The organism is Streptomyces sp. NPDC059866 (genome assembly GCF_042731325.1).
In the GTDB taxonomy this organism is placed as follows: domain Bacteria; phylum Actinomycetota; class Actinomycetes; order Streptomycetales; family Streptomycetaceae; genus Streptomyces; species Streptomyces flavusporus.
In genome coordinates this window covers 1-1428 of sequence record NZ_JBHWJT010000129.1, presented here as the reverse complement: position 1 = coordinate 1428, position 1428 = coordinate 1, and the positions used below count along the sequence as shown (strand labels likewise).

At 65.8% G+C, this 1428-nt stretch carries 1 protein-coding gene; it reads left to right on the top strand.

All coding sequences use genetic code 11. The annotated features are described in order from the left end of the window. Window positions 1-52 precede the first annotated feature (52 nt). On the top strand, window positions 53-1384 hold the full coding sequence (locus ACFV7R_RS47040; RefSeq protein ID WP_385276971.1) for an IS630 family transposase: 1332 nt from the start codon (window positions 53-55) through the stop codon (window positions 1382-1384). The last annotated feature ends 44 nt before the right edge of the window (window positions 1385-1428 follow it).

The window sequence follows — 1428 nt, the reverse complement described above, 5'->3', positions numbered from 1 at the left end:
ACACTAGTGTGATGCGCCTGAAATGACGGTCTTAAGTCTGTAGGCTGTTTCCATGGCGTCTCGGGGTCCTCGTGCTGTCGAAGTCGTGCTGTCTGCCGCGGAGCGGGCGGAGTTGGCACGTTGGGCGGGTGGTGCGGTGTCGGCCCGTGTGGCGGAGCGGGCCCGGATCATTCTGGCCTGTGCGGATGGAGCGTCAAATACCGGTGTAGCAGCGGATGTCGGGGTGTCTACGGAGACGGTGCGCAAGTGGCGCTCGCGGTTCGTGGCCCGGCGGATAGCGGGCCTGGTGGACGAGCCGCGGCCGGGCCGGCGTAAGCCGGAGCTGGTGCTCTCCGATGCCGAGCGTGCGGAGCTGACGCGCTGGGCGCGGCGGGCGAAGACCGCGCAGTTCCTGGCGCTGCGGGCGAGGATCGTGCTGCGGTGCGCGGAAGGCGGGACGAACAAGGAGATCGCCGCCGAGCTCGGTGTTTCGCACGGAACGGTGAACCGCTGGCGGTCGAGGTTCATCCGCTTGCGGCTGGACGGGCTGACCGATGAGCCGCGTCCCGGCAGGCCGCCCTCGATCCTGCTGGACCAGGTCGAGGGCGTGCTCACGGCGACACTGGAGTCCACCCCGGGCAAGGACACCCACTGGTCGCGGGCCTCGATGGCCAAGCACTCCGGGCTGTCGAAGTCCACCATCGGGCGGATCTGGAAGAAGTTCGACCTCAAGCCCCATCTCCAGGACGCGTTCAAGCTCTCCACCGACCCGCAGTTCATCGCGAAGGTCGTCGACGTCGTCGGCCTGTATCACCATCCGCCCGAGAAAGCGGTGGTGCTGTGCGTGGACGAGAAGGCGCAGATCCAGGCGCTGGACCGGTCCCAGCCGGTGCTGCCGATGATGCCGGGCATGCCCGAGCGGCGCACTCACGACTATTACCGGCACGGCATCACCAGTCTGTTCGCCGCCTTCAACATCGCCGACGGCAGCGTCATATCGGAGCTGCACCGCCGCCACCGGGCCATCGAGTTCAAGAAGTTCCTGGTCACGATCGACAAGGCGGTGCCCGCTGGCCTCGACGTCCACCTGGTCTGTGACAACTACGCCACCCACAACACCGCCGAGATCAAGACGTGGCTGGGCAAACACCCCCGCTTCCACGTCCACTTCATCCCCACCGGGTCCTCCTGGATGAACCAGGTCGAGCGATGGTTCGGCCTGTTGACGGACAAGCTGATCCGCCGCGGCGTTCACACCTCCGTGAAGGCGCTGGAGGACGACATCAGGGCCTGGATCGACTCATGGAACGAGAACCCCAGGCCCTTCACCTGGACCAAGACCGCCGACGAGATCCTCAAGTCCCTCGCCGACTACCTCGGCAGGATCACCCCACCCAACAGCTGAAACCGGAGATAATTAACCACGGGATTTCTGGCGCATCACACTAG